The organism is Polaribacter filamentus (genome assembly GCF_002943715.1).
Lineage (GTDB): Bacteria > Bacteroidota > Bacteroidia > Flavobacteriales > Flavobacteriaceae > Polaribacter > Polaribacter filamentus.
In genome coordinates, this window is the sequence record NZ_MQUA01000013.1 from 1,404,604 (window position 1) to 1,427,875 (window position 23,272).

A 23,272-nucleotide genomic window follows, 5' to 3' on the forward strand; every position below is an offset into this window, starting at 1 on the left:
ATCCTGTATCCTTTGGTTTTGCTATAAGTGTTGTGATCGTTTATCTTATTCATTATATAAAATTTCTATAAGTAAAATAGTTTTTTATCATTCTTAAGTATCAGAATAACTTCATCGCAAGGTTGCTACTCACGGAAGACGAAAAACTACCTTATTAAAAAACGTCTTTCAAAAGTAAGACGTTCTTTAAATATATAAATAAACTAAAAACTAAGACGCTTCTAAAACTTCTTGTACTTTATCCGCAGCTTCTTGAAACTCTGTTGCTGAAATAATTTTCATTCCAGAATTATCAATTAACTCTTTTGCTTCTTTTGCATTCGTACCTTGCAATCTGCAAATGATTGGCACATTAATTCTGTCTCCCATACTTCTATAAGCATCTACAACACCTTGTGCAACTCTGTCACAACGCACAATACCTCCAAAAATATTAACTAAAATTGCTTTTACATTCGGGTCTTTTAAAATAATTCCAAAAGCAGTTTCAACTCTTTGTGCATCCGCAGTACCACCAACGTCTAAAAAGTTAGCAGGTTCTCCTCCAGATTCTTTAATTAAATCCATCGTTCCCATTGCTAAACCAGCACCGTTAACCATACAACCAACATTTCCGTCTAAATCTACATAGTTTAAACCAGCCGCTTTCGCTTCAACTTCAATTGGGTTTTCTTCACGTAAATCACGCATTGCTGCATAATCTCTATGTCTGAATAATGCATTTTCATCCAAAGAAACTTTAGCGTCAACTGCCATAATTTTATCATCCGAAGTTTTTAACACAGGGTTAATCTCAAACATTGAAGAATCTGAACCAATGTATGCTTTGTATAAATTTATAACAAACTTTGTCATTTCTTTAAAAGCCATTCCTGATAGGCCTAAATTAAAAGCTATTTTACGAGCTTGAAAAGGCATAATTCCTAATAAAGGATCAATTTCTTCTGTAAAAATTAAATGCGGAGTTTGTTCTGCCACCGTTTCGATATCCATTCCACCTTCTGTAGAATACATAATCATATTTTTACCTGTAGCTCTATTTAATAGCACAGACATATAATATTCTTCTGGTTCAGAAGCTCCAGGATAATAAACATCCTCACAAATTAAAACCTGATTTACTTTTTTACCTTCTGCAGAAGTTTGAGGCGTAATTAACATCATACCAATAATCTCGTTAGAGATTCTTTCTACTTCTGCTAAGTTTTTTGCCAACTTAACTCCACCTCCTTTTCCACGACCACCTGCGTGAACTTGGGCTTTAACTACGTACCAACTTGTACCAGTTTCTGCCGTTAACTGTTTTGCAGCATCTACAGCTTCTTTGTGGCTACTTGCTACAATTCCTCTTTGAATTCTAACTCCAAAACTGTTTAAAATTTCTTTTCCTTGATATTCGTGTAAATTCATCAGTATCTCTTTTAAAAACGTTCAAAAATACAAATTCAAAGGCAAAAGTTTACACATTATTTAATAAAATAATTTCATCTTTAAAATAGCGAATCATTTCTCTTATTTCTTTGGATAAATGACAAATCAGTTTTATAAAAACATTGTTAAGAAATAATTAACACTCTCAATCTGTAACACTTTAAATTTTGAGATGTCTTTAGTAATGTAGATATGTAATTTTAATTTATCGCTCTAAATTATAAAAGTTTGAAATTGTATGTATGATAACAATCAACCAAAAAAAAGATGATTAAAAAGCTAGTATTACTAATCTTTGTTGCCGTATTTTCAACTAAAATATCAGCACAGAACAATCAAATTAGGAAAAAAACTAAAGCTACAAGAGCTCGTAAAGCTCCTAAAATAGATGGAATTTTAGAAGATGATGCTTGGAAAAATGCTGAAATAATGACTGATTTTGTGGTTTTAAGACCAGATAATGGTAAACTAGTTTCTGCTGAATATCAAACAGTCGTAAAAGTTATTTATAATGATGATGCAATTTATATTTCTGGTCAGATGAATGATCCTGATCCTGAAGGAATTCCAAAAGAATTTGCGGTAAGGGATAATTTTAGCATTGCAGATTTCTTATTAGTAACCATAAACCCTAATGACGATGGTCAAAACCCTTTTGAATTTTTAGTTCAAGTTACCGGAAATCAAGCAGATGCAAAAGTTTCTAACGGAAATGAAGATTTTAATTGGAGTGCTGTTTGGGAAAGTGCTGTTTCTACGGATGATAAGGGTTGGAATGTTGAAATGAAAATTCCTTATGGTGCTTTGCGTTTTGCAAATAGACCAATTCAATCTTGGGGATTTAATTTTCACCGAAGATTAGAAAAATTAAACGCACAACATACTTGGACGCATATTGATAATTCTATTGGGAGATGGACGCAATATGATGGTTTAATCGAAGGGTTTAAAGATATTGAACCACCAACAAGATTAAATTTTTATCCATATGCATCTGCTACTACAACTTCTTTTGAAGGTAAAACAGATTCTAATTGGAGTGTTGGTATGGATATAAAATATGGTTTAACAGATAATTTTACGCTAGATGCGACTTTAATTCCTGATTTTAGTCAAGTTGGTTTTGATGATATTGAACTAAATTTAGGTCCGTTTGAACAACAATTTACAGAACAAAGACAATTTTTTACAGAAGGAACAGAACTTTTTACTATAGGAAATCTTTTTTATTCTAGAAGAATTGGTAGCGCTCCAATAGATCAATTTAACGTTTATGACTCTTTAACTTCAGATGAAGAAATTACAGATTACCCAAATAGAGTAACCATGTTGAATGCTGTTAAAATTTCTGGTAGAACAAAGGGCGGATTAGGAATTGGCTTTTTTAATGCAATTACAGAAAAAACAAATGCAACCATCAAAAACAATACTACCGGCGAAACTAGAGAAGAAGTGATTAATCCTTTTACAAATTATAATATTCTGGTTTTAGACCAACAATTTAATCAAAACTCAACAATATCTCTTATTAACACAAATGTAACTAGAGATGGTAGGTTTAGAGATGCTAATGTAACTGCTTTAGATTGGCATTTAGAAACAAAAGACAGTAAATACAATGCAGATGGTTCTGTAAGAATGAGCAATATTTCTGATGATCTAAACAACCCAAATACGGGTTATACTTTTGATAATAGTCTTGGCTATAATTCTGGTCGCTTAAGTTGGGAAATTGGCTATAATTTTGAAAATAAAGATTTTAATCCTAATGATTTTGGCATCCTTTTTAGCAACAATCAACAAACTATCTATAGCAGTATTGGTTGGAGAACTTTACAACCTACAAAAACATTAAACTATTCTAACTTTAATTTTTATCAACAATTTAATTATCAGCATTACTCTGGCGTTTACACAGGTTATAATGCTGGTTTCAATTACAACGCACAAACAAAAAGTAGATTTTCTTATGGAGCTAATTTAAACTACGGAACACAAGAAAAAGATTTTTTTGAGCCAAGACAAGGTTCTACAAGCGGAGTTTATTTTTTACAACCAGAAAATAAAAATGTGAATTTTTATATTTCTACAAACTCTCAAAATAAATTTGAGCTGAATGTAAACGGGCACTTCACAAACTATAACAATAATCCTAAATTAGGTTATGGATTTAGTTTTGCTCCTAGATATCGATTTACAAATCAGCTTTCTTTAAGATATAATTTAAACTTCAACAAAACAAATAACGATCAAGGATTTGTAAATCAGAATGATACAAACATTATTTTTGGCATGAGAGATCGAAAAGACTACACGAATACCATTTCTGGAAGCTATAGTTTTAGCACAAACTCCTCATTATCGTTAAGTTTTAGACATTATTGGAGTTCTGTAAAATATAACGATTATTTCAACCTAAATAATAACGGTGGTTTAGATCTAAATAATACGTACACGGGAAATAACGTTAACTTTAATAGCTGGAATTTAGACTTAAACTATATTTGGCAATTTGCACCTGGAAGTCAGTTAATTGCATTTTATAGAAACTCAATTTTTAATTCTGATAGAAATTCTAACTTGAATTTCTATGACAACTTAAACAATTTATTTGATCAATCTCAAAGTCATACTTTTTCTGTAAGGTTTGTTTATTTTATTGATTATAATAACATAAAAAAATATTTTAAAACTCACCAATTGTAATATAAACCGATATACTTCACAAAGTATATCCGTTTTTTTATACTTTCGTGCTTAGATAAACTTTATATGATTACAACAAAAAATATCCATAAATATTATGGGGATGTTCAAGTTTTAAAAGGCCTTGATTTACATATCAAAAAAGGTGAAATCGTTGCTATTGTTGGTCCATCTGGAGCAGGAAAGACAACACTGCTCCAAATATTAGGTACTTTAGACAAGCCTTTAAAAGAGCAAAATTTTGAGTTATCAATAAATAATATCTCTCTTAAAAATCTTTCTGATAAAGAATTATCTAACTTTAGAAACAAACATATTGGTTTTATCTTTCAATTTCACCAACTTTTGCCTGAATTTTCTGCCTTAGAAAACGTTTGTATTCCTGCGTTTATCGGAAAGAAATCTAAGAAAGAAACGGAAACGAGAGCAAAAAAACTTTTAGACTTTTTAGGATTATCGCACAGAATTCATCACAAACCCAATGAACTTTCTGGTGGAGAACAGCAAAGAGTTGCTGTTGCAAGAGCATTGATAAATAATCCATCGGTTATTTTAGCGGATGAACCTAGCGGGAATCTTGACAGTGAATCTGCTAAAAACTTACATGAATTATTTTTTAAACTTCGGGATGAATTCGGTCAAACATTTGTGTTGGTAACGCACAACGAAGAACTTGCAGAAATGACAGATAGAAAATTAACTATGATTGACGGCAAAATTATTTAACTTTTGATGAAACAAGCAGCGCTCAAAGAATTTTTAGACGAAAAAGTAATTCTATACAACAATCCTAAATTTATTGAGTCTGATCCTATACAAATTCCGCATCAATTCTCTAAAAAAGAGGATATTGAAATTGCTGCTTTTTTAACTGCCACTATTTCTTGGGGAAATAGAACGATGATTATTAAAAATTCTTATAAAATGATGGAATTGCTAGACAATTCCCCCTATGATTTTATCATAAATCATAAGCAAAAGGATTTAGAAACATTCCAAAACTTTGTACATAGAACCTTTAATTATATCGATTTTAAACAGTTTATTAAATCGCTGCAACATATTTACCAAAACCATGATGGCTTGGAGAATGTACTTGCTATTAAGGACAAAACAACAACTTATCAAACAGCAATCCATCAATTTAAAACCATCTTTTTTGAGGTGGAACATCAACAAAGAACTCAAAAACATATTTCTGATCCGTTAAAAAATTCGGCGGCGAAGCGCATAAACATGTTTCTAAGATGGATGGTTAGAAACGATAATGCCGGCGTTGATTTTGGCATCTGGAAAACACACAATCCTGCAAACTTGTCTTGCCCTTTGGATGTTCATTCTGGCAATGTTGCAAGAAGATTAAAACTGCTTTTAAGAACACAGAATGACTGGAAAGCACTTTCTGAATTAGACAAAAACTTACGAAAATTAGACGAAAAAGATCCAGTAAAATACGATTTTGCTTTATTTGGACTCGGAGTTTTCGAAAAGTTTTAAACAATCAAGAACCTCTGTGTCTGCTGAACCATTAAGACTTCAGACAGACAGTTTAGTAAAAACCCTTTGAAATTTTTTATTTAAATTATCGCCACTGATAACTTACATGAAAAGTAGCAAAATAAAAAAATGGCAACCTTGACTCTACCAATAATTAGTATAAGAAATGCTGCCATCTAAATTAATTTTATATTTTATTTTTCTTATTTTATTTCGCTATTCGGTTTTATAATCATTCTAAAAGACTGGTCTTTATAGATATAATAACCCAACCAGTTATATAGAGCTCTTAATTTATTCTTGAAATTGACAAGTCCCATAATATGAACGAAAATCCAAATTAGCCAAGATAAAAAGCCACTCATAGCATATTTTTGGTTTGGAAAATCTAATACGGCTTTGTTTCTTCCAATAATAGCTAATGAACCTTTGTCTTTGTAGTAAAAATTTTTCCATACTCCTTGATTTTTCAATAAATTGTATGCCAGGTTTTTTGCCTGTTGTATTGCAGGTTGCGCCATCTGCGGATGCCCGTTAGGATAATTTTTATCCCCATCTATTAAAGCACAATCTCCTAAAGCATAAATATTTTCAGATAAATAAACCCTATTAACTTGATTTGTTTTTAATCTTTTACCCTGTCCAAAACTATCTGGATGAAAACCTTCAAATACTTTGGCTTGCACTCCTGCAGCCCAAATTAAATTTTTAGTATCAATGTTCTTTCCATTAGATAACTTTACACTTTCACCATCAAAATCTTCAACAAAAGTATCCATTAAAAGATGCACACCATAATTGGTCAACTTTTTAGCAGCATATTTCTGAGCATGCAATGACATGGATGACAACACCGCTTTTTGACCGTCGACTAAATAAATTTCTCCAAGTTCTTCTTCTTTTAATTCTGGATAATCTTTCATAATAACCGAACCACTCAACTCTGCTATAATTCCAGAAAGTTCTACACCTGTAGGCCCTGCGCCTGCAATTACAAAAGTTAAATATTTTTTTCTTTCAGCTACATTCTCAATTCTTGTTGCTAAATCTAAACGTGTTAAAATGGTATTTCGCAGTGACAAGGCGTCACTTATTGTTTTCATGGGTAAACATTTTTCCTCGATATTTTTATTACCAAAATAATTTGTTTCTGTACCTGTTGCCATGATTAGAAGATCATATGCCAACTCTCCATTGTTTAAAATTATTTTGTTCTCATCGGGCACTACTTTTTCAAGAGAACCGAGTCTAAAGCGCACGTTTTTAAAATTGCGAAGAATTTTACGAAAAGGATAGCTAATTGCTGACGGCTCCATGAAACCACTAGAAACTTGATATATTAATGGTGCAAAAAAATTATAGTTGTTGCTGTCAACTAAAATGATATCGTATTTTTTTGAATTACCTAAACGTTTTATAAGTTCTAATCCAGCAAATCCTCCGCCGACAACAATAATTTTTTTATGAAACTCCATATTATTAAAAGATAGTTTTCCCAATATAGCCTAAAGATACGGTATCGATTTGACTACATTGATTGTTATTATCAAAATTAGTGAATAAAACAAACACAGAACAATATTTTGGGAATTTTATAGCATTTATGAGCATCAGAGTTTCAAGAATCTTATGTGAATTTTTAAAAGGTATTAATTATATAAAATGTAATTAACCGCATATAAACCAATATTAAAAACATTTTTATACTTTTTGGTTTGATTGTTTTTGAAAAGTTTTAATTAGAAGTTAACAACTGTTTATATATTGCTTTAATTGTAATAAATTGCTCCTTTAAAAATTATTTCAAAATGAAAAAATATCTGATTTTTAGTATTGTTTTACTTGGCTTTTCTGCAATTGCGCAAGACAACAGAATTCCAATAGACACCACTATTGTTACTTTAAACTCGGTTGTAATTAAAGGTAAAACGATTCCTTATAAAGCCACAACGGGAATGCAACCAGTTTGGAACACCAATGGTAAAATTGTTGCCTCTTTATACTATACCTATTATAAAAGAACTGACGTTAAAGACACCTCCAAAAGACCGTTAATCATGTCTTTTAATGGAGGTCCTGGTTCTGCATCGGTTTGGATGCACATTGCCTATACTGGTCCAAAGATTTTAAAAATTGATGATGAAGGAAACCCTATCCAGCCTTATGGAATACAAGACAATCCATACTCTGTGTTAGATGTCTCGGATATTGTTTTTATAAATCCTGTAAATACAGGGTATTCGCGTCCTGTTGTAGAAAAAGGCGAAAAAGTAGATGAAAAATATTTCTTTGGTGTTAATGCGGATGCAAAATACTTAGCAGATTGGTTAACAACCTTTATGACTCGAAATAATCGTTGGTTATCTCCAAAATATATTATTGGTGAAAGTTATGGCGGAACCCGTGTAATGCAATTAGCAAACGAATTGCAAAGCAGACAATGGATGTATTTAAACGGCGTAATAATGGTTTCGCCTGCAGATTATAAAATTATAAGATCTGGTGCTTCGGAAGATTTGGCAATGAATTTACCTTATTTTACTGCTACTGCGTGGTATCATAAAATGTTGCCAGCGGATTTACAACAAAAAGATTTAGAAGAAATTTTACCAGAAGCAGAGCTATTTTCTTATAATGAATTACTTCCTGCCATCTCAAAAGGAGGAAATATCACTTCGGAAGAACGAAATCGTGTTGCTGATAAAATGGCGCGTTTTACGGGAATCAAAAGAAGCGTTTTATTGCAGCAAAATTTAGAAATGAAGCCAAGTTTTTTCTGGAAAGAACTTTTACGTGATACAAGCGGAAAAACCATTGGCCGCTTAGATAGCAGATATCTAGGAATTGATAGAGAAGAAATAGGAACAAGTCCGGATTATAGCCCAGAATTAACCTCTTGGTTGCATTCTTTTACACCAGCGGTGAATTATTATACTCAAAATATTTTAAATTTTAAAACGGATGTAAAATACAATATGTTTGGCCCTGTTGGTAATTGGGATTTCGAAAACGAAGATGCTCGCGAAAATCTTCGACAAGCAATGGCGCAAAATCCGTATTTACAAGTCTTGGTGCAGTCTGGATATTATGATGGAGCGACAACATATTCTGTTGCAAAATACACTATGGGAAAAATTGATCCTAGTGGAAAAATGAGAAATAGAATGACTTTTAAAGGATATAGAAGCGGACATATGATGTATTTACGTAAAGAAGATTTAGAAAAATCGAACGAAGATTTACGTGTTTTTATCAAAAAAAGTTCAGAAAATATTGGACCTGCTAAATACTAATTTTATTATTGAATGCAATTTAAGAACCCAGAAGTATTATACTTTTTAGCACTATTAATTATACCGATTTTAGTGCATCTTTTTCAATTACAGAAGTTTGTAAAAGTCCCTTTTACAAATGTTGCTTTTTTGCAGAAATTAGTGCAAGAAACTCGTAAGAGCTCTCGTATAAAAAAATGGTTAATTCTGTGCACGAGAATGTTATTGTTTTCTGCGATACTATTTGCCTTCTCACAACCTTATTTTAGCAATAAAAACACAACTAAAAATCAGCATACTTATATTTATTTAGACAATTCTTTAAGCACTAAAACAGAAGGTGAGAAAGGAAATTTATTGCAAATAGCAGCACAAGAAATTATTAAAAATGCTTCTAAAAAAGAGGTGTATTCTTTACAAACCAATACTGATTTCTATAAAGATATTTCCTATTCCGAATTAAAAGACGAGTTACTAAAAGTTAAAAATACTGCTAAAAAACTAGAATTCAATAGCGTTTTCTTAAAAATAAACAACCTTACGAAAAATAAAACGAACACTTTAAGTGAAAATATATTAATATCTGATTATCAGTATAATTATAACGATAAGTTTACAAATGTAACACCTACTTTTTCGGCTATAAAACTAACGCCAAGCACAAAAACCAATATTTCTATAGACAGCGTTTTTATCAGCAATAGAAATACCAATAATTTTACTATAAATGTTGTCGTCAAGAATCAAGGTGAAGCCAAAAAAAATATTCCGATTGCCATTTTTAACGACACAAAATTAATTAGTAAACAGTCCTACTCTATTAAAAAAGACACTTTAGAAACGGTGCCTTTTATTATCCAGAATCAAGCTAATTTTTTAGGCAAAATACAAATTACTTTTAGCGACACTTTCTCTTTTGACAATACTTTTTATTTTAGTTTAAATTCCACTAAAAAAGTAAACGTATTAAGTATCGGAAATGAGGCTGATTTCTTGTCAAAAATCTACACGGAAGATGAGTTTAATTTCACTCAATCTTCCCTGCAAAATGTGAATTATAATTCTATTCAAAAACAGCAATTAATTGTCTTAAATGAGTTGAATGAAATACCAGAAACTTTATCAAAAAGTATTTTAGATTTCTCTAATAAAGGAGGGAATATTGTTGTCATTCCCAATGAGAATTCCGAGATAGAATCCTATAATAATTTTCTTGAAAAGATTGGTAACTCAAAAATGGAATCTAAAGTTTCTGACACTTTAAAAATCACAACTATAAATTATGAACATCCTTTATTTAAAAATGTATTTCAGAATAAAGTAAGTAATTTTCAATATCCAAACACACAAAGCCAATATTCTATCTCATCAAAAAATAGTAGTAAAATTGTTTCTTTCGAGAATAATTTACCGTTTATAAGTCAAATTAAAGCCTCTGAAAATGCTATTTATTTGTTTTCAAGTGCCATTAACAAAAACAATAGCAACTTCCTTAATTCGCCTTTAATCGTGCCTGTGTTCTATAATTTCGGAAAAATGAGCTTCGAACATTCTAAATTATATTATTATTTGGATGCTAAAAATAAAATTGATGTTGAAACGAATTTAGAAAAGGATGAAATTTTGAACATATCAAATTCTGAAGCTTCCTTTATTCCTAATCAACAAACATTTCAAAACAAGGTGACAATTAGTATTAAAGAGCAACCCTACAATACTGGTTTTTATTACATCCTAAGAAAAAAAGACACGATTCAAACACTTGCTTTTAACACTCCAAAAGAGGAAAGTTTACTCAATTTTATGGACTTAAATTCTCTGAGAGAAAACAACGTTAACATAAGCATTTTTACCTCTATATCAGCTATTTTTGAAAATTTGAACGAAAATAATGAAGTTCATTGGCTTTGGAAATGGTTTTTGTCCTTGGCAATTGTATCTTTGCTCTTAGAAATTTTGATTTTAAAATTCTATAAACCATGAGTACACTTCTTAAAAACGCAACTATTATAGATGCCACTAGTCCTTATCACTACCAAAAAAAAGATATTTTAATTAGTGATGGAAAGCTCGAAAAAATAGCCAATTCTATTCCAAGTAAAGATAATTATACAGTTATAGAGCTTGAAAATTTATATGTTTCTTGCGGCTGGTTTGACACAAGTGTTTCTCTTGGAGAGCCTGGTTTTGAAGAAAGAGAAACTATAAAGCATGGTTTGCAAGTTGCCGCTAAAAGCGGATTTACTTCAATTGCGGTTAACTCAAACACAAATCCGGTAATAGACTCTAAATCTGATGTTGAGTTTTTAATCAGCAAAGCTTTTAATTTTGCTACAAAATTGTACCCAATTGCCGCCTTAACAAAAGATAGCGACGGACTGGAAATTTCAGAAATGTATGACATGCAACAATCTGGAGCGATCGCTTTTGGAGATTACAACAAATCCATCGAAAATGACAACTTGATGAAAATTGCACTGTTATATGCACAAAATTTTGATGGTTTGGTGTTAAGTTTTCCAAAAAACAACTCAATTGCTGGAGAAGGAATTGCAAATGAAGGCATTAACAGCACAAAATTAGGACTAAAAGGAAATCCTGCGTTAGCAGAACATATTCAAATTTCAAGAGATTTATTTTTATTAGAGTATACAGGAGGAAAATTACACATTCCGACAATTTCTACAGCAAAATCTGTAAACCTAATTAAAGAAGCCAAAAAGAAAGGATTGAGAGTTACGTGTAGCGTTGCGGCGCATCATTTGGTTTTAACGGATGATGAATTACATGCTTTTGATAGCAATTTTAAAACAAATCCGCCTTTAAGAACTAAAGACGACGTAAAAGCATTAAAAAAAGGCGTTGAAACTGGCGTTATTGACATTATAACATCAGATCACAATCCTATTGATATTGAACATAAAAAAGTGGAATTTAGCGAAGCAAAAGAGGGTGTAATAGGATTAGAATCTGCATTTGGAGCGGTAAATTCCGTGTTAGATTTAGCAGATTTCATCGGTTGTTTTACGACTAAACCAAAAGCAATTTTCGGAATTGAAAATCATTCGATTCAAGAAGGAAATTTGGCAGATATTACACTTTTCAATCCAGAGATTGAAACTATTTTTACTAGTAAAGACATTTTATCAACTTCTAAGAATAGTGCCTTTATCAACAAAAAATTAAAAGGAAAAGTATATGGTGTTTTTGCCAACAATCAACTAATTATAAATTAAATACCAATGGAAAACCATACGGTTAACGAAGGAAAAACAGCAGCAATAATTAGTTACATTACTATTTTTGGAACTATTATTGCCTTTTTTATGAATAATAGTAAAAAGAATTCTTTTACTAGTTTTCATATTAGACAAATGATTGGTATTTTTCTTTTATCGATGATCAACAAATATATTGTGTACCCGTTGTGCATTATAAATAGTTAAAAAAAGTTATTCATTTGACTATTAAAAGTCGTATATTTAATTGACAATCAATCGATTAAATACGATGAATAACTTTAGAGCAAATTACGATAAAATTTTAGAAGTCTTAGCCACAATTACAGAAAAGGAACAATTTTTACGTCAAAACAGGAAACCAAAACTAAAAGACATTGAATTAATCGCTATGAATTTAACAGCAGAATATATGGGTATAGACAGTGAATGTCAGTTGTTTCGGGATATTCCAGAATATTTGTTTGCTAAAATAGAGCGATCAGTTTACAATAAACGGAAGCGAAAATTATTTTTTGCCATTGAATTTATAAGAACTCAACTCTCCAATAAGTTCACGGAGTTTGAAAACTATTATGTAGTAGATAGTATGCCTTTGGAGATTGTAAAACTCTCAAGAAGCGGGAGAAGTAAAGTTTGTAAAGAGTACTTTTATTCAGCCCCAAATAGAGGTTATTGTGCTAGTCAAAACATGCATTATTATGGCTATAAAATACATGCTGTTTGTTCTATTGATGGCGTGTTTAAAAGTTTTGATATTAGCAAAGCTTCTGTACATGATATTCATTATTTAAAAGACATTAAAAATCAGTTTAATAACTGTGTGGTTTTAGGGGACAAAGGATACCTAAGTGCGGACTATCAGTTAGATTTATTTGAGAGTAAACAAATTAAATTAGAAGTTCCAATGCGTAAAAATCAACAGAATTACAAAAAACAAACGTATATTTTTAGGAAGAAAAGAAAACGAATTGAGACCTTGTTTTCTCAACTTTGTGACCAGTTTAAAATACGGAATAATTATGCGAAAACTTTTGAAGGTTTTAAGACAAGAATTCTCTCAAAATTAACAGCACTAACTATCATTCAATACATTAACAAATTTGTTTTTAATAGGAATATAAACAATTTAAAAGTCAATATTGTTTAAATGCACAACGGGTATTGTGTATGATTTTTTAGGAGCAACTGCAGGATTTGTTGCTTTTATTTTAATAGTTGTTTTATGGGTAATTGGTTTTATAGGAGCTATAAAAGGCGAAGAAAAATTAGTACCCTATGTTGGCCAACAATTTCAAAATTGGTTTCAAAATTTTTAATTTACTGATATAGAATTATTTATGAGCTTAGAGTATATAGTTAGAGAACCAAAAAATAAAACACAAAATCCGCCTTTACTAATATTATTGCATGGCTACGGAAGCAATAAAGAAGATTTATTTTCTTTTGCTGAAGAATTACCCGATGAATTATTAATTATAAGCGTACAAGCTCCTTACGAGATGGGTTACGGCGGTTATGCTTGGTATGCAATTAATTTTGATGATGTAAAAGGTAAATTTTCTGATTTAAAACAAGCCCAAACTTCTCTTGATATCATTGCTGTTTTTATTGATGAAATAAAACAGAAATATAAAACAGATCCTGATAAAACTTTTTTACTAGGTTTTAGTCAGGGCGCTATTTTAAGCTATTCTTTAAGCTTTTTTTACCCAAATAAGGTTCAAAATGTAATTGCTTTGAGTGGTTATATAAACACTGAATTACTTCCAAAAGAAATCTCCAAAGAAATACAAACCAGTTATTATTGCTCTCATGGTTCTGTAGATCAAGTTTTACCAGTTGAATGGGCGAGAAAAAGCAAGCCCTTTTTAGATAATTTAGGCTTCCAAAATATCTATTCTGAATATCCAGTGGGTCACGGAGTCGCACCGCAAAACTTTTATAGTTTCAAAGCTTGGGTTGAAGCACGTTTGTGAAAAAAAATATTTTTCTTAAGTTTTTCATTCAAAAAATATAAATTTGCTAAATGCTGATATAAGTCACTAATGCATAACTAGATTCATGTTCAAATTGACTTTACATCAGAATTATGAGATTTAAATCAGTATATAAATGAAACAATCTTTGTTAGTGTCTCATTCTGACTTCAATATTTTTAGTGATAATATAGAAGTACTGTGTTGGCAATAAATTAAATAAAAATATAAATTAACCAAATTTGACGTTCGTCAAAGTTTATACTACAACTATGAAATTAAAACACACACATCGAATTTTATTCATTATAATTTTAGTATTAAGTTGTTTTTTGTCACAAGCACAAACAAAATCAATTCAAAATCCTCATGCCTTAACTTATGGAGATGCATCAGAAGTTGGTGTATCAGAAGAAAGATTGGCTAGAATTGATAGCATGTGTTTACAGGCAATTAAAGACGGTAACTTGCCTGGAGTTGTTGCTTTGGTAGCAAGAAACGGTAAAATTATATACCATAAAGCTTTTGGAACAGCAGATGCCAAAACGCAACGAGCGCTAAAAAAAGATGCTATTTTCCGTTTAGCTTCGCAATCAAAAGCAATCACAGCAACAGCCGTAATGATGTTGTGGGAAACAGGGAAATTTAAATTAGATGACCCAATTTCAAAATATATTCCAGAATTTAAAAACCCGCAAGTTCTAGATTCTGTATTAGCCGATGGAAGTTTTACCACTAAACCAGCTGACAAAGAAATTAGCATTAGACATCTTCTTACACATACTTCAGGCATTGGTTATGGTGTAATTGACAGCGATGATCGATTTAAAAAAATATATAAGGACGCTGGAATCGTAGATTTATTCACGACAGAAAAAATTAGTATTGCCGATAATATTAAAAAATTGGCCTCCCTTCCACTTCATCATAATCCAGGCGATGAATTTACGTACAGCGAAAGCTATGATGTGCTTGGTTATTTTATAGAAATAATATCAGGTGAAACTTTTGATACTTATTTACAAACACACATTTTTGAACCGCTTAAAATGAATAATACTGCTTTTTATTTACCAAAATCTAAAGAAGACAGATTAGTTTCGGTGCAAACTAAAGAAGACGGTAAATGGATAAACTATCCGACCACATTTTATGATCCAAATTACCCACTTAAAGGTGCTAGAACATTTTTTTCTGGTGGAGCTGGCCTTTCAAGCACGGCTGAAGACTATGCTAAATTTTTACAAATGTATTTGAACAATGGTGAATTAAATGGCATAAGATTACTAAGCAGAACAACAATAGACATGATAATGTCTAATCAAATTGGTGAATTATGGGGAAAAGATCCAAAAGAATTCTATGGCTTAGCCTTTATGGTTCAGAGTGATAAAGGTGAAGGATTTGGTGGAAATGGCAGTAGCGGAACATTTAGTTGGGGTGGTTATTTTAATACTCAATATTTCGCAGATCCTAAAGAGCAAACTATTGGAATATTATTAAAACAAACTCGAAAAATTAAATCGGACGATACTGGTTGGAAGTTCTCTATTTTAGTAGGCCAAAGTATTGACGATTAATGACTATAAAATAACAAAAGGAAAGACCTAAAATACAATAAAATACGATTTTTTTATTCGTTATTTTGTTCTGTATTTTTTACTGTAGATTTTTATTTGTAAACTATTTGATACAAAAAAAATAGCCTCATAAACGAATATTCATTAAAAAACATTTTATAGAAATCTAAACACTTATTTTTAAACCATCATAAGCTAAAAACACATTTTTTGGTAAAGTTTCAGAGACTTTAGAGTGAAATCCTAATTTGTGACTGATATGTGTAAAATAGGTTTTTTTTGGTTTAATTTCTTTAACAAAATCTAATGCGTCTTCTAAATTAAAATGTGTAGGGTGTGCCTCTTGTCGTAATGCATTTACGACCAAAACGTCAAGATTTTTTAGTTTCTCTTTTTCTAATTTATTAATTGACTTTACATCCGTTAAATAAGCAAAATCTTGAATTCTATAAGCTACAACAGGCAAATTACCATGCATTACTTCTATAGGAATAACTTGAACATCCTCAATAAAAAAAGGTAAATTATTTACAATAGTTGGTTGCACAGTTGGCGCTCCTGGATACCTGTTTTCTTTACTAAAAATGTACTCGAAACGCTGTTCTAAACTTTGCAATGTCTTCTCATTTAAATAAATAGGCATCTCGCCTATTTTGTAACAATAAGGACGCAAATCATCGATACCAGCAGTATGATCTGAATGCTCGTGCGTAAACAAAACACCATTAACTAATTGTACATTTTCTCGTAACATTTGTTGTCTAAAATCTGGGCCACAATCAATTACATATGAAACTTCATTCCAAGAAATTAAAATGGAAGACCGTAAACGTTTGTCTTTTTGGTCCGTAGACAAACAAACAGGATCATTACTAGCTATCATTGGTATTCCTTGCGAAGTACCTGTGCCCAAAAAAGTAACCTTTAACAGTTTTTTATCATTTTTCATTGAGACAAATGTAAGATAAAAATTGACTGATAGTGTTCTTATTCCTTATATTTGTTGTGACATAAAACATTCACATATGGCCATTTCTTTAAGAGGAGATCAAGAAATTAGTAGTGTACCAACTATTAAAAGTAAAGCATTAAGAATAAATTTAAACAGAGATATTTACGGAACATTTGCCGAAATTGGAGCAGGACAAGAAACTGCGCGTAATTTTTTTAGATCTGGTGCTGCTTCTGGTACAATTGCAAAAGCTATGAGTGCTTATGATAAAGATTTCTCTGATGCGATTTATGGTATGGAGGAGGATAAACGTTATGTAACACAACCGCGTTTACAAACAATGTTACGTCATGAAATTGATTTAATTGAAGATCGATTAAGCCGACAGAAACATCCAGATAAATTATTTTTTAGTTATGCAAATACAGTAACAACAATAGATTTTGCTAGGCAATTTAAAGGGCATGGTTGGGTAGGAATTCGTTTTCAATTAGATCCTTTAGAAGGTTATAATGAAATTGTTTTACACTTACGTTTTAAAGAAACGGATGCTCGTTTGCAACAAGAAACTCTTGGCGCTTTGGGTGTAAACCTCATTTATGGTGCTTTTTATTTAAATGATAGTCCTAAAGAATTAGTAAAATCTTTTTATGACAACTTAGGCAATCATCAAATAGAAATTGATATGGTTAATTTCTCGGGTCCCCGTTTTATGTATGTAGATAACCGATTAATGAGTTTACAATTACTGAAAAATGGTATGACCAATGCCGTAATGTTTGGTCCTGATGGAAATAATTTATTACCTGCACAAGTACTTTACAAAAAGAACATATTAGCTTTACGAGGTAGTTTTAGACCCGTTACGAAAGTAAATATGGATATGTTTGAGTTGTCTAAAAAAATGTTTTTTGCAGAAAACAAAGTCGAAGAAAAAAATACTCAAATTATATTTGAAATTACCCTGAGTAATTTAACCAATGAAGGGAAAATTAATGAGCGAGATTTTCTGGATAGAGCCGAATTATTATGCTCTTTAGGGCAAAATGTAATGATTACAAGCTTTCAACAATATTTTAAATTAGTAGAATATTTTAGTGAATTCACCAAAGAAAGAATGGCTTTGGCAATGGGCGTTTACAACCTGATTCAAATTTTTGATGAAAAATATTATAGAGATTTAAGTGGTGGAATATTAGAGGCTTTTGGTAAATTATTTTATAGAGACCTTAAAGTATATATGTATCCTTATCTAGATGAAGCATCTGGTGAATATATAAATAGCGAAAACTTAAAAGTACATCCAAGAATGAAAGAATTATACAAATTCTTTAAAAATAATGGAAAACTTTTAGACATAAAAGATTTTGACAAAAATATCTTAGACATCTTTTCAAGAACTGTTTTAAAAATGATTATCGATGGCGAAAAAGGCTGGGAAGAAATGTTGCCAGAAGGAATTGCTGGCACTATTAAACAAAAACGTTTATTTGGTTACTCTAAAACAAGAGCTGCTAAAGGCACAAGATAATATTTAAAACAACCATAATTAAACCTTTACACTATCTTTCTGTCTAATTAAAAACAAGTTTTTTGACTGACGAAATTACTTTTATAGCAGAACTTAAAAACGGTAAAACCAAAGAAAAAGCGTTTCGTATATTAATTTCGAAATATAAAGAGCGCTTGTATTGGCATATTCGTAAAATTGTCATTTCTCATGACGACGCAGATGATGTTTTGCAAAATACTTTCATAAAAATCTTTAAAAATATAGATAAGTTTAACGAACAAAGTAAACTCTATTCTTGGATGTACAGAATTGCTACAAATGAATCTATTACTTTTATCAATAAACGAGCGAAAGAAAGAAATGTTGACATTTCTGATTATCATGAACAATTAGCATCTACTTTAGAAAGTGATGTACACTTTTCGGGTGACGAAATTCAGCTTATTTTACAAAAAGCCATTGCAACTTTGCCTCAAAAACAACAGCTAGTTTTTAATATGAAATATTTTGATGAAATAAAATATAACGAAATGTCAGAGATTTTAGAAACTTCTGTAGGCGCTTTAAAAGCTTCTTATTTTCATGCTGTTAAAAAAATTGAAAATTATATAAAAACAGAAACAAATTAAACCTTTTTATAAACTAAAGGTCTAAGTAATAATGGGTAAAGAAATTAAAAATAGTATCAATTACATCAGTAAAAAAACTAGCAAAAAAACTGGTTTTTCTGCTCCTCTAGATTATTTTAATAATTTAGAAGAAGTTATTGGCGCAAAATTATACGAAGAACACCTTCCAAAAGAAAATGGGTTTAAGGTTTCTGATACTTATTTTAAGAAGTTAGAAGATAGTGTTTTAGCGAAGATTTCGTTATCTTTAAAAGAAACAAAAATTATTTCTTTTAAAGACAGAATTTTAAAATTGATTCCATATGCTACAGCCGCTTCTATTGTTTTATTTATTGGTTTAAATTCTTTTGTTTTTAACACCAATAAAGAACTTACTTTAGATTCTCTTTCTGACACTGATATTGAATATTGGCTAGATTCTAATGCACTAAACACAAATGATATTAGTATCATTTTTGAAGATGATCTTTTAGAAGAAAATGACTTCTATTTTACAACTATAAAGGATGAAACTATAGAAGAATATATCAATTCTATAGATAATATTGCTTTATTTAATGAAATAAACTAAAAACTTAGATGATGAAAAATTTAATAACCTTTATATTTATCAGCTTCTTTTGTATGCTTTCTATTTCTGCGCAGCACAATGAAGCCGCTAGAGAGAAAATTAAAGCGCTTAAAATATCTTACTTAACAGAGAAACTAAACTTGACTCCAGAAGAAGCACAAAAGTTTTGGCCAATTTACAATGCTTATGACCAAGAACAGCGTGCATTAATTAGCAAACAAAGATCTGACCTAAAAAAATCTCTTAAAAATAGTGATGAAGTTGAAGCCTTAAATGAAAGTGATGCAGAAAAGTTACTAATGCTAAAATTATCTATTGACAAACAATTACACGAATCTCAAAAAGATTTTGTTAAAAAAGTAAAACAGGTAATTTCGTTCAAAAAGATTATACAGCTCCATGTTGCAGAAATGGAGTTTGGCCGAAAATTGATGTCAAAATACAGACATAAAAAAGATTAAAACAAATATCTTAAAAACATAAAAAAAGGAAGCAAAATTTGCTTCCTTTTTTTATTCTATTAATCGCATACAAACAAACAATTCTGGTTTGTTTGCTGTAAATTGTTTTAACCAAATTGTTAACTCTTCTATTTCATAAGGTAACAACATCTTTAAAGCTTTTCCTAATTCTTTGCAAAATAAATCTGAATTAAAGCTCACTTTCTTTAGTACAGTTATTGTGTACTCAAACATTGCTCTGGCCATTTTTAAAAAATTAAGTTGTTTTATATTAAAACGTTAACTAAATCGTTTTAGTATTTCACCAAATTTAATAAAAAAACCATCATTTATTACAAATGTTGGTCTTAAAATTTTGTTTAGAAACTGTTAAATTTATAAACTATTAATTTTTTCTACTAATCCTTTAGCTTTAACTTCTAAATCTGCATTTATAGCTTTAAAATGAGCCTTTTTGTTTTGGATTTTTTTGGTGTTTACACTAACAATTAAAGCATCAAATGTTTCAATAGCTTCATCAATAATTATATTACCTTCTTTTTGTTGATTTTTTAGAGCTGCAACATCGATTGCATATTCTATAACATCACCCAAAACGTAATTGATATCTTTTTTTAAGTTTTTTATACTTGACATATTTTATTTTATTTTAACGATGCAAAAGTAGTGTATTTATTATAAATAAGCCAATACTTGCTTAATATTTAGAACAGTAACATAACTTGTTTTAGATTCCCTTCCTTTTGGCACGTTTTCATGTGCCCAAGTTGTATGAAAAGGAACATGAATTGCTGATGAACCAATTACTACTAAAGGTAATACGTCCGATTTTAAAGAATTACCAATCATTAAAAATTCTGATGGATGAATATCTAAATGCCGTATCAATTTCTGGTAATCTTTTTCTTTTTTATCACTCATTACTTCTATATGATGAAAATACTTGAGTAAATTCGACTTTTCTAGCTTACGTTCTTGATCTAACAAATCGCCTTTTGTAGCCACAACTAACTTGTATTTACCTTGTAAAGATTGTAAAACTTCTTCAATTCCGTCTAATAATTCAATTGGTTTTTCTAACATTTCTTTACCAATATTTAAAATCTTTTCTAACGATTTTTGCGCTAATTGATAATTAGAAAGTTCCAAAGCACATTCAACCATAGACAAAACAAAACCTTTAATTCCGTAGCCATAAATCGCTAAATTCTTAATTTCGGTTTTAAAAAGCTCTTGATCTATTTTATTTTGGGTTTCATACCCAGATAAAATTTGTGCAAACTCTTTTTCTGCCTCTCTAAAATAGGTTTCATTTACCCATAAAGTATCATCTGCATCAAATGCAATTACTTTAATTTTAGAATTCATATTTGTTTAAATATTTTATCGCTTTTTCTAAATCTTCTGGAGTATCAATTCCAACAGCTTCAACATCTGTTTCTACCATTTTAATTTTTTTACCAATTTCCTGATATCTAATCGCTTCTATTTTTTCTGATGCTTCTAAAGGCGTAATTGGCGTATGATAAAAATCAATTAAAGCCTGTTTTCTAAAGGCATAAACACCTTTATGTTTGTAATATTTTACATCAATATTTTGATCTCTATGAAAAGGAATTACACTTCTAGAAAAATAAATAGCTAAATTATTAATATCAGTAATTACCTTTACATTATTAGGGTTTTCTATATCTTCTTTGTTGGTAATTTGCACTTTTAGAGAAGCCAAATCAATTTCTTTTTCGGGGTCTTTTTTAAAAACATCGATTAATTTAGAAAGAGAAACTTCATCTATAAAAGGTTCATCTCCTTGCACATTAATTACAATATCTGCATCTATATCTACCACAGCTTCCGCAATTCTATCAGAACCACATTCATATTCTTTTTTACTCATAATTGCTTTTCCTCCTACATTTTCAATAGTTTTAAAAATGATATCAGAATCTGTAACAATATATACATCATCAAACAAATTAGAGTTTAATGCAGCTTCATAGGTCCTTAAAATAACAGGTTTCCCTCCTAAATCTTTCATTAACTTCCCAGGAAAACGGGTTGCACTATAACGCGCAGGAATCATGGCAATTATTTTCATTTATCTAAAATTAAGTAATCACAGAATTTATCTTATGAAATCTGTAACTGTTATTTGATATACACTTCTAATAATTCTGATGCTTGATCAGCAATTATTTTTATGTTTTTAATACAAGCAGGCACTAAAATAGTTTCGCCCGTTTTTAATTTTTCGGTTTGATTTTCATATTGAAAAATTACACTACCTTCTACACACATGTAAATTACAAAACTATCTTTTTCTTGATGATTGATAGAAACCTCGCCTTTTATTGGCAACACATTGGTTGTAAAATACTGACAAGAAACAATTTCTGAGGATGCATTTTCTTTTTTATAATACATTGTCTTGTAAGAATCTTTTGCCGAATAATCGATGGCATCAATTGCTTCTTCTGTATGTAAATCTCTAAAAGTTCCGTCTGGATTTGGTCTGTCCCAATCATAAATTCTATAGGTAATATCTGATGTTTGTTGAATTTCCGCCAACAAAACACCTGCACCAATTGCATGAACTCTTCCTGTTGGAATAAAATAAACATCACCTTTTTGTACTTCATCAACATTTAAAACATCTAATAAAGATTTAGTATCTAAATGCTTTATATAGTCTTCTGATGAAACTTCTTTTTGAAAACCAACAATTAAATTAGCATTTTTATCTGCTTGCATTACATACCACATTTCTGTTTTACCAAAAGAATTGTGGCGCTCTTTTGCCAATGTGTCATTTGGATGCAGTTGTATACTTAATGCTTCTTTTGCGTCAATAAATTTAATTAAAAGCGGGAATTTATCTCCAAAATGTGTGTAAATCTTTTCGCCTACTAAATCAGATTTAAATTCAGAAATTAATTCTTTTAAATTTTTACCTTTTAAATGGCCGTTTGTAACCATTGAGGTATCACCCTCAACATCAGAAATTTCCCAGCTTTCGCCGATATCTTTTCTTTTTGATTGTTTGTTTAACAAAGAGGCTAACTTTTCTCCTCCCCAAATTTTATCTTTTAAAATAGGTTCAAATTTTATAAGCTGATTTATTTTCATACAAATTCTTTTTTACTGCGAATTTAATACTTCTTCTAAACAATTATTCTAAATAAAAAAATAATTAACTTTGAAAGTATAACTAACTCGACTATAAATATATGGGAATTTTTTGGGATTTAATTCAGTAAAGCGAAATACAAGAACAAAGTGAAAAAGGAAATGATCTTGAAGCAAAGGTTCTAATTTTAGAAAAAGAACTTAACGATACTAAAATACTTTTAAGAAATACGCTCTTAATATTAGAAAAACATCTTGGAAAAGATATAGATGGTAATGGAAAACTAGGATAACTCATTGATACATAGTTTCGCTA

Annotated in this window: 23 protein-coding genes; 15 read left to right on the forward strand and 8 right to left on the reverse strand. The window is 30.3% G+C overall.

All coding sequences use genetic code 11. The features are described 5' to 3' along the window. Nucleotides 1-210 precede the first annotated feature (210 nt). Nucleotides 211-1,410 (reverse strand): ADP-forming succinate--CoA ligase subunit beta, encoded by a 1,200-nt coding sequence (sucC, locus tag BST83_RS08605; RefSeq protein ID WP_104809435.1) that lies wholly within the window; start codon nt 1,408-1,410, stop codon nt 211-213. A gap of 288 nt (nt 1,411-1,698) precedes the next feature. Here sucC and BST83_RS08610 point away from each other — a divergent pair, with 288 nt between their 5' ends. The 3 genes from BST83_RS08610 to BST83_RS08620 all read left to right on the forward strand — a co-directional run bounded on the left by BST83_RS08610 (nt 1,699) and on the right by BST83_RS08620 (nt 5,634). Beyond that, nucleotides 1,699-4,137 carry a DUF5916 domain-containing protein gene (locus BST83_RS08610; protein WP_104809436.1) on the forward strand — a complete coding sequence of 813 codons (2,439 nt, stop codon included), beginning with the start codon at nt 1,699-1,701 and terminating at the stop codon, nt 4,135-4,137. 66 nt (nt 4,138-4,203) lie between these two features. After that, nucleotides 4,204-4,863: an ABC transporter ATP-binding protein gene (locus BST83_RS08615; protein ID WP_104809437.1), complete on the forward strand. Its 660-nt coding sequence runs from the start codon at nt 4,204-4,206 to the stop codon at nt 4,861-4,863. Between the two features lie 6 nt (nt 4,864-4,869). Further along, complete coding sequence (locus tag BST83_RS08620; protein WP_104809438.1) at nt 4,870-5,634, forward strand: TIGR02757 family protein; 765 nt, start codon at nt 4,870-4,872, stop codon at nt 5,632-5,634. A gap of 203 nt (nt 5,635-5,837) precedes the next feature. On the opposite strand, the gene BST83_RS08625 is transcribed toward BST83_RS08620, so the two are convergent. Then, nucleotides 5,838-7,109: an NAD(P)/FAD-dependent oxidoreductase gene (locus BST83_RS08625; RefSeq protein WP_104809439.1), complete on the reverse strand. Its 1,272-nt coding sequence runs from the start codon at nt 7,107-7,109 to the stop codon at nt 5,838-5,840. Between the two features lie 333 nt (nt 7,110-7,442). Between BST83_RS08625 and BST83_RS08630 the strand changes: the two genes are divergently transcribed. From BST83_RS08630 to BST83_RS08660, 8 genes are all read left to right on the forward strand, one after another. Continuing rightward, nucleotides 7,443-8,927: a S10 family peptidase gene (locus BST83_RS08630; protein WP_104809440.1), complete on the forward strand. Its 1,485-nt coding sequence runs from the start codon at nt 7,443-7,445 to the stop codon at nt 8,925-8,927. Between the two features lie 12 nt (nt 8,928-8,939). Further along, nucleotides 8,940-10,889, forward strand: coding sequence for a BatA domain-containing protein (locus BST83_RS08635; RefSeq protein WP_104809441.1), 1,950 nt, complete (start codon nt 8,940-8,942; stop codon nt 10,887-10,889). Then, nucleotides 10,886-12,142, forward strand: a complete 1,257-nt coding sequence (locus BST83_RS08640; RefSeq protein ID WP_104809442.1) for a dihydroorotase — start codon at nt 10,886-10,888, stop codon at nt 12,140-12,142. The genes BST83_RS08635 and BST83_RS08640 overlap by 4 nt, the downstream gene beginning before the upstream one ends. A 6-nt stretch (nt 12,143-12,148) precedes the next feature. Continuing rightward, nucleotides 12,149-12,352 carry a hypothetical protein gene (locus BST83_RS08645; RefSeq protein WP_104809443.1) on the forward strand — a complete coding sequence of 68 codons (204 nt, stop codon included), beginning with the start codon at nt 12,149-12,151 and terminating at the stop codon, nt 12,350-12,352. A 64-nt stretch (nt 12,353-12,416) separates the two neighbouring features. Next, nucleotides 12,417-13,295, forward strand: a complete 879-nt coding sequence (locus tag BST83_RS08650; protein ID WP_104808411.1) for an IS982 family transposase — start codon at nt 12,417-12,419, stop codon at nt 13,293-13,295. Then, nucleotides 13,288-13,464, forward strand: a complete 177-nt coding sequence (locus BST83_RS19870; protein WP_170062763.1) for a hypothetical protein — start codon at nt 13,288-13,290, stop codon at nt 13,462-13,464. Before BST83_RS08650 ends, BST83_RS19870 begins: the two co-directional genes overlap by 8 nt. A gap of 21 nt (nt 13,465-13,485) precedes the next feature. Continuing rightward, nucleotides 13,486-14,124 carry an alpha/beta hydrolase gene (locus BST83_RS08655; RefSeq protein ID WP_104809444.1) on the forward strand — a complete coding sequence of 213 codons (639 nt, stop codon included), beginning with the start codon at nt 13,486-13,488 and terminating at the stop codon, nt 14,122-14,124. A 272-nt stretch (nt 14,125-14,396) separates the two neighbouring features. Then, nucleotides 14,397-15,704, forward strand: coding sequence for a serine hydrolase domain-containing protein (locus BST83_RS08660; protein ID WP_104809445.1), 1,308 nt, complete (start codon nt 14,397-14,399; stop codon nt 15,702-15,704). Nucleotides 15,705-15,870: 166 nt separating this feature from the next. On the opposite strand, the gene BST83_RS08665 is transcribed toward BST83_RS08660, so the two are convergent. Next, complete coding sequence (locus tag BST83_RS08665) at nt 15,871-16,653, reverse strand: MBL fold metallo-hydrolase (protein ID WP_104809446.1); 783 nt, start codon at nt 16,651-16,653, stop codon at nt 15,871-15,873. Between the two features lie 76 nt (nt 16,654-16,729). Here BST83_RS08665 and BST83_RS08670 point away from each other — a divergent pair, with 76 nt between their 5' ends. From BST83_RS08670 to BST83_RS08685, 4 genes are all read left to right on the forward strand, one after another. After that, nucleotides 16,730-18,187, forward strand: a complete 1,458-nt coding sequence (locus BST83_RS08670) for a nicotinate-nucleotide adenylyltransferase (protein ID WP_104809447.1) — start codon at nt 16,730-16,732, stop codon at nt 18,185-18,187. 62 nt (nt 18,188-18,249) lie between these two features. Further along, nucleotides 18,250-18,798: an RNA polymerase sigma factor gene (locus BST83_RS08675; RefSeq protein ID WP_104809448.1), complete on the forward strand. Its 549-nt coding sequence runs from the start codon at nt 18,250-18,252 to the stop codon at nt 18,796-18,798. Nucleotides 18,799-18,829: 31 nt separating this feature from the next. Continuing rightward, nucleotides 18,830-19,369: a hypothetical protein gene (locus BST83_RS08680; protein WP_104809449.1), complete on the forward strand. Its 540-nt coding sequence runs from the start codon at nt 18,830-18,832 to the stop codon at nt 19,367-19,369. Between the two features lie 11 nt (nt 19,370-19,380). Then, entirely contained in the window at nt 19,381-19,830 is a 450-nt protein-coding gene (locus tag BST83_RS08685) for a hypothetical protein (RefSeq protein ID WP_146092136.1), read from the forward strand. Between the two features lie 51 nt (nt 19,831-19,881). On the opposite strand, the gene BST83_RS08690 is transcribed toward BST83_RS08685, so the two are convergent. From BST83_RS08690 to BST83_RS08710, 5 genes are all read right to left on the reverse strand, one after another. Then, complete coding sequence (locus BST83_RS08690) at nt 19,882-20,076, reverse strand: hypothetical protein (RefSeq protein ID WP_104809451.1); 195 nt, start codon at nt 20,074-20,076, stop codon at nt 19,882-19,884. Between the two features lie 129 nt (nt 20,077-20,205). Beyond that, nucleotides 20,206-20,466 carry a hypothetical protein gene (locus BST83_RS08695; protein ID WP_104809452.1) on the reverse strand — a complete coding sequence of 87 codons (261 nt, stop codon included), beginning with the start codon at nt 20,464-20,466 and terminating at the stop codon, nt 20,206-20,208. Between the two features lie 39 nt (nt 20,467-20,505). Further along, a complete protein-coding gene (locus BST83_RS08700; RefSeq protein WP_104809453.1) occupies nt 20,506-21,198 on the reverse strand; it encodes an HAD family hydrolase in 693 nt (230 codons plus the stop codon). Further along, complete coding sequence (gene kdsB / locus BST83_RS08705; protein WP_104809454.1) at nt 21,188-21,928, reverse strand: 3-deoxy-manno-octulosonate cytidylyltransferase; 741 nt, start codon at nt 21,926-21,928, stop codon at nt 21,188-21,190. Before kdsB ends, BST83_RS08700 begins: the two co-directional genes overlap by 11 nt. A 50-nt stretch (nt 21,929-21,978) precedes the next feature. After that, nucleotides 21,979-22,956 carry a type I phosphomannose isomerase catalytic subunit gene (locus BST83_RS08710; protein WP_104809455.1) on the reverse strand — a complete coding sequence of 326 codons (978 nt, stop codon included), beginning with the start codon at nt 22,954-22,956 and terminating at the stop codon, nt 21,979-21,981. Nucleotides 22,957-23,272: the final 316 nt, after the last annotated feature.